The organism is Sphingopyxis sp. UBA6723 (assembly GCF_002454115.1).
GTDB lineage: Bacteria > Pseudomonadota > Alphaproteobacteria > Sphingomonadales > Sphingomonadaceae > Sphingopyxis.
The window spans coordinates 1-5,295 of sequence record NZ_DKIH01000015.1 but is presented as its reverse complement, the minus strand read 5'-3'; the positions used below and the strand labels follow the sequence as shown (position 1 = coordinate 5,295).

General features: G+C 66.2%; 7 protein-coding genes. 3 read left to right on the top strand and 4 right to left on the bottom strand.

The window, feature by feature from the left end:
- Nucleotides 1–115 precede the first annotated feature (115 nt).
- The 3 genes from B4F07_RS17395 to B4F07_RS17385 all read left to right on the top strand — a co-directional run bounded on the left by B4F07_RS17395 (nucleotide 116) and on the right by B4F07_RS17385 (nucleotide 3,116).
- Nucleotides 116–1,111, top strand: coding sequence for a bile acid:sodium symporter family protein (locus tag B4F07_RS17395; RefSeq protein ID WP_293704949.1), 996 nt, complete (start codon nucleotides 116–118; stop codon nucleotides 1,109–1,111).
- Between the two features lie 64 nt (nucleotides 1,112–1,175).
- Nucleotides 1,176–2,387 (top strand): toxic anion resistance protein, encoded by a 1,212-nt coding sequence (locus B4F07_RS17390; RefSeq protein ID WP_293699123.1) that lies wholly within the window; start codon nucleotides 1,176–1,178, stop codon nucleotides 2,385–2,387.
- A 9-nt stretch (nucleotides 2,388–2,396) separates the two neighbouring features.
- Complete coding sequence (locus B4F07_RS17385) at nucleotides 2,397–3,116, top strand: hypothetical protein (RefSeq protein ID WP_293704948.1); 720 nt, start codon at nucleotides 2,397–2,399, stop codon at nucleotides 3,114–3,116.
- On the opposite strand, the gene B4F07_RS17380 is transcribed toward B4F07_RS17385, so the two are convergent.
- The 4 genes from B4F07_RS17380 to B4F07_RS17365 form a co-directional block, all read right to left on the bottom strand.
- Nucleotides 3,113–3,436, bottom strand: coding sequence for a hypothetical protein (locus B4F07_RS17380; RefSeq protein ID WP_293699127.1), 324 nt, complete (start codon nucleotides 3,434–3,436; stop codon nucleotides 3,113–3,115). The two genes, B4F07_RS17385 and B4F07_RS17380, sit on opposite strands and share 4 nt — an antisense overlap.
- Nucleotides 3,433–4,008 (bottom strand): RNA polymerase sigma factor, encoded by a 576-nt coding sequence (locus B4F07_RS17375; protein ID WP_293699130.1) that lies wholly within the window; start codon nucleotides 4,006–4,008, stop codon nucleotides 3,433–3,435. Before B4F07_RS17375 ends, B4F07_RS17380 begins: the two co-directional genes overlap by 4 nt.
- Nucleotides 3,968–4,576 carry a hypothetical protein gene (locus B4F07_RS17370; RefSeq protein WP_293699132.1) on the bottom strand — a complete coding sequence of 203 codons (609 nt, stop codon included), beginning with the start codon at nucleotides 4,574–4,576 and terminating at the stop codon, nucleotides 3,968–3,970. Before B4F07_RS17370 ends, B4F07_RS17375 begins: the two co-directional genes overlap by 41 nt.
- Nucleotides 4,577–4,845: 269 nt before the next feature.
- Nucleotides 4,846–5,295 (bottom strand): SDR family oxidoreductase (locus B4F07_RS17365; RefSeq protein WP_293704947.1); only part of this gene is annotated, 450 nt, incomplete at its 5' end.

Below are 5,295 nucleotides of genomic sequence, written 5' to 3'. Positions count from 1 at the left end.
GGGGACCGCTTGCGAAGCAAGTGGAGGAGGGGCGACGCCGGTCGCGTCAAAGGCCCTCCGTCAGCGCTTCGCGCTGCCCCCTCCCCATGGCTTCGCCACAGGGAGGATCATATTCTTGCCAAACCAGCCGCTCCCCGCCATCGCCCTGCCCATGCTCGCCCATATCTTCCCTGACCGCTTCGTCCCTATCCTGCTTGCGACGATCCTGTTCGCCAGCCTGCTGCCGGTACGCGGCGCGGCGGTGCCGGTGGCGCAGGGGGTGTCGACCGCGGCGATCGTGCTGCTGTTTTTCCTCAACGGCGTTCGCCTGCCCCGCGACGAGGTGCTGCACGGCATCCGCAATTGGAAATTGCAGGGCAGCGCGCTGCTATTCTGTTTCGTCGGCATGGCGTTGCTCGGCCTTGGCGCGCAGCTGGCGACCGCACCCTTTCTGCCCGCAACACTGGCGCTGGGCTTCCTGTTCCTCGGCATCCTGCCCTCGACCGTTCAGTCGGCTACTGCGGCGAGTTCGATGGCGGGGGGCAATGTCGCCGCCAGCGTCGTCGCGGCGGCGCTGCTCAACCTGACCGGCGTCATGGCCTCGCCGTTGCTGTTCGCGGCGCTCGCGGGCAGCGCGGGCGAGATCAGCGGGGCCGCGGCGCTGCGCATCGCCCTGATCCTGTTGCTGCCATTCATCGTCGGCCAGCTGGCGCAGCGCTGGCTGCGGCCATGGGTGCTGAAGCACAAGGGGCTGACAACGATCATGGATCGCACCGCGATCGCGGTCGCGGTCTATGTCGCTTTTTCGGCCGCGGTAGTCGCGGGGATCTGGGATCAGCTCGATGGACGCGAGATTGGCATCGTGTTCGGCGCGGTCGCCATCCTGCTGACGCTGTCGTTCGGCGGCGCGTGGGCTTTTGGCGCGCTGCTCAAACTGGCGCGGCCCGACCGCATCACCCTGTTGTTCGCGGGCGCGCAAAAGAGCATCGCGGTCGGCGCGCCGCTGGCGGCAACGCTGTTCCCGCCCGCGATCGCCGGCATGGTGCTGGTCCCGATCCTGGTCTATCACATGGCGCAGCTGATCCTGTCGGCGTGGATTGCGCCGGCATTGAACCGCGCCGATCAAGTGTAATGCTTGAATAACACAGTGCTGCATGCCATATAGAGCGGGCAGCAAGGGGCTGGAAGGAAGACGAATGAGCGAGCAGACCGCGACGGCAACCACAACCGACGAGCTGAAGCTGACCCCGCCCGACCCCGTTCCGGCGGTGGCGCCCGAAAAAGCCGCAGGGCTGGTGCCGCTGTCGGGTGAGCAGAAATCGAAGCTGGAGGAACGCGTCGACGGCTTTATCGACGACCTCGTCGCGCAGGACGTCAACTCGCCGGCGTTCGGCCAGAAGGTCGACCAGATCACCAATATGGGCCGCAAGGAAATGCTGGAAGCGGCGAACCAGTCGAACCGCTTCCTCGACCGCCCGATCAAGGCGATGGACCGCGACACCGACATCGGCCAAAATCTGATCGAACTCAGGAACACTGTCGAGCGGCTCGACCCGTCCGCGAACGGCAAGCTGATCTCGAAACGCGGGCTGCTCGACAAATTGTTCGGCAGCAGCGTCACCAATTATTTCGCCAAATATCGCAGCGCCCAGTCGCATATCTCGAGCGTGCTCACCGCGCTGGCGAACGGCAAGGACGAGCTTTTGATGGACAATGCCGCCATCGACGTCGAACGCCGCAAATTGTGGGAGGCGATGGGCAAGCTGGAGCAGATGGTCCACATCGCCCAGACGCTCGACCGCAAGCTGGAGGACAAGGCCGCCGAACTCGACGGGGTCGATCCGGCGAAGGCCAAGGTGCTGCGCGAAAATGCGCTCTTCTATGCGCGGCAGCGGACGCAGGATCTGCTGACGCAAATGGCGGTGACGGTGCAGGGGTATCTGGCGCTCGATTTGGTCAAGAAGAATAATGTGGAGTTGGTGAAGGGCGTCGAGCGCGCCAGCACCACCACCGTCGGCGCGCTGAAAACCGCGATCACCGTCGCCCAGGCGATGACCAACCAGAAGCTGGTGCTCGAACAGATCACCGCGCTCAATACGACGACCGCGAACATCATCGACGGCACGTCGAAGATGCTGAAGGACAACACCGCGCGCATCCACGAACAGGCGGCGTCGAGCACGATCCCGATGGAGACGCTGCAACGCGCGTTCCAGAATATCTATGATACGATGGACGCCATCGACACCTTCAAGCTGAAGGCGCTCGACAGCATGAAAACCACCGTCAACACGCTGGAGGGCGAGGTCGCCAAGTCGAAGGGCTATATCGCGCGCGCCGAGGGTGCGAGCCAGGCGCAGGCGAGCGTAGGCGGCGCCGACAGCCCGCTCGCGTCGCTCGAAGGCTAAGGCATGAGCATGAGCGAAGTCGACAAGGTCCGGGCCTCGGCCGCATCGGCAATTGAACGGTCGCGCGAACGCCGCCGCCCGATTGGGACCAAGAGCGTCGCGCTGCGCCGCCAGCATCTGTACAAGAAACTGGGGCGGGTGCTGGTTGCGGCGGGTGTCGTGCTGCTCGGCGCCGCGGTGTTCGGGCTGTTGGTTCAGCCGCTGGGGTTCACGGGATTGCTGGCGCTGTTCGTGCTGCTGATCGGGGTCGCGGTGCTGTTCGGCCGCTCGCCCTTTCCCGAACCGCGCCAAGCCGACCTCCCCAAGACCGATTTGAAGCAGCTCGCCGGACGCACCGAAATCTGGCTGGAGGCGCAGCGCCCGATGCTGCCCGCCCCGGCGCGGACGCTGGTCGACGGCATCGGGGTGCAGCTCGACCTGCTCGCGCCGCAGCTCCAGACGCTCGACCCCAGCGAACCCGCGGCGGCGAACATCCGCAAGCTGGTCGGCGAAGATCTGCCCGAGCTGGTTGCGGGCTATCAGCGCATCCCCGCGGGACTGCGCGGCGAAGCCCATGCCGGGCGCACCCCCGATGAGACGCTCGTCGGTGGCCTCAAGATGCTGGAAGCCGAGATCGGCAGCGCGGCGCGCAGCTTGGCGGCGGGCGAGCTCGACAAGCTGGCGACGCGCGAGCGCTATCTGCAGCTGAAGTATCAGGGCATCGACGGCGAGGATTCGCCCGCCAGCTAGGCGCTCCGCCAGCGCTGCGTCCCGAACCACAGCAGCAGGATCAGCAGCAGCGGCGGCGCGAGTCCCCAGTGCGCCGATCCGGCCAGCGGCGCGAGCAGCGGCGCCGATGACAGCAGCCACAGCGCCGCGAGCAGCGCGCCGACCGCCAGCGCCTCGAAGGCGAAGCTGCGCCAGAAGCGGGCGCGGGCGCGGGCGTAGGCGGCCTGGGCGTCGATCGCGCGTTCGACCTGGAGCGTGAAGGCGCGGTCGCCCGGACGCGTTGGCGGCGCCAGCATCGCGGTCAGCATCGCGTCCATCTCTGCGTCGCTCGGCGCCGTCATGCGTCCGCTCCTTCGCCGGTCATCTTCTGCGCCTTGGCGCGCCCGCGCAAGACCAAGGATTTGAGCGTGCCGAGCGGCACCCCCATGATCTCGGCCGCCTCGCCATGCGACCAGCCGTGGCCGAAGCACAAGGTGAGCGCAGCGCGTTCCTGCGGCGAGAGCGCGGCGAGCAAGCGGTCGGCGTCGATCGCCGCGTCGCTAGCGCCGCGCGGATCGGTCGAGGTTGGCGCGTCGTCATCGCGGCCCGCCAGCCCCTCGCGTCGCCGCGCAGTGCGCCGCTGATCGAGAAACAACCGCCAGCCAATCCCCATGATCCAGGCCGCATAACTCCCCTGCCCCCGATAATCGCCCGCACGCTGCCACGCACGGACAAAGGCTTCCTGCGCCAGATCGTCGGCGTCGCATCCCGCAGCGCGGGCCAGAAACGCCCGCAACCGCCCTTCGTGCCGCAGCACGAGGAGCTGAAAAGCGGCACGATCCCCCGCGGCAACCCGCTGGTTGAGAGCCCAATCTTCTTCGGCGCTCCCATCATCACGCAGCGGCGCGCTCCTCGGCAGCGGCGGCGCGCGCAAGGCGGCGGCGGACGAGCAAGGCAATGCCGACAAAGATCGGGAAGAGCGACGCGCCCGCAGCGGTGCGGATCAGCTGTTCATGGCCCTGGATCAGCCCGAAGCCGGCCATCGCGAGGCCGATCGCCAACAGGACAAGGGCATTGCGGTCGTCGCCGCCGCTGGCCGTTTCCTTGCCACCCTGCCAGCTGATATGCTCATAAGGCTTGTTGAGCTTGTCGATCAGCGGACTGACCGCGTCCGATTTCGCTTCGAGCGCGCGGCGGATCGAGCGGTGCAACATCCAAGCGTGGAGCAGCCGCGCGAGCAGAAAAAGGCCGACGACAAGCAACGCGACCATCGTGATCTGTTCGAGCAAGCTGAAAAAACTGTCGCTGACCGCAACCAGTTCAGTTGTCGGCGGCGGCGCCGGGACATAATGCGCGATTTCGCGCGGGCTGATATAGGCCGCGATATCTTCGGCGCTGATCGATTCCGCGACCGGGACCGAAACCGTCGTGGGAGCGGGCGGCGTTGCCGCGGGGGCGGGCACGGTGGCGGCAGCGGCCGCAGCGGCAATCAAAAAATCCATCGACATATCTCTCCGTCATACCGCACCGGCATGGTGAAACCACAGGCGACGGCTTCCCGCAAGGCGGGGATGAACTGCACCGGGGAGCACATATCAACCGCCGCGCGAAGCCGCCGCCCGGACCGGCGCAAGGGCCGATCATGGGCTAGACGGCATGGTTTCCGGCAGTGGATGCAGGAGAGGAACATTTTTTTGCTTGGGGGACTGGCGTCGTCGCCTGATCGCCCCGACAGCGGCGGGCGGCGGCAACCGCCGCCCGCCGGGAGGGGTCACTTAGTCGTGTAGCCGCCATTGACCAGAATCGTCTGTCCGGTCATCCACCAGCCTTCCGACACAAGCATACGGATCCAGGGCACAATATCCTCGATATCGGTGAGGCCGGTTTTCGAGAAGGCCGACAGCGCGCCCGCCGATTTATGATAGGCCACGGCGTCGGCGCCCTCGGCAGGATAGAAAAAGGGCGTATCCATCGGCCCCGGCCCGATCGCTGTCACCGAAATGCCCCGTTCGCCAAATTCCTTCGACGCGGCGCGGGTATAATGTTCGACCGGAGCCTTGGTGCCGGCATAGGCCGCATAAAAGGGCGTGAAGGCTCCGAGCAGCGAGGTCACCAGGGTGCAGATCTTGCCATTGTCATTTAGATGCTTGCCCGCCTCTTTCAGGAAGAAGAAGGCGGTTTTTGAATTGACCGCGGTCATCTCGTCATATTCGGCCTCGCT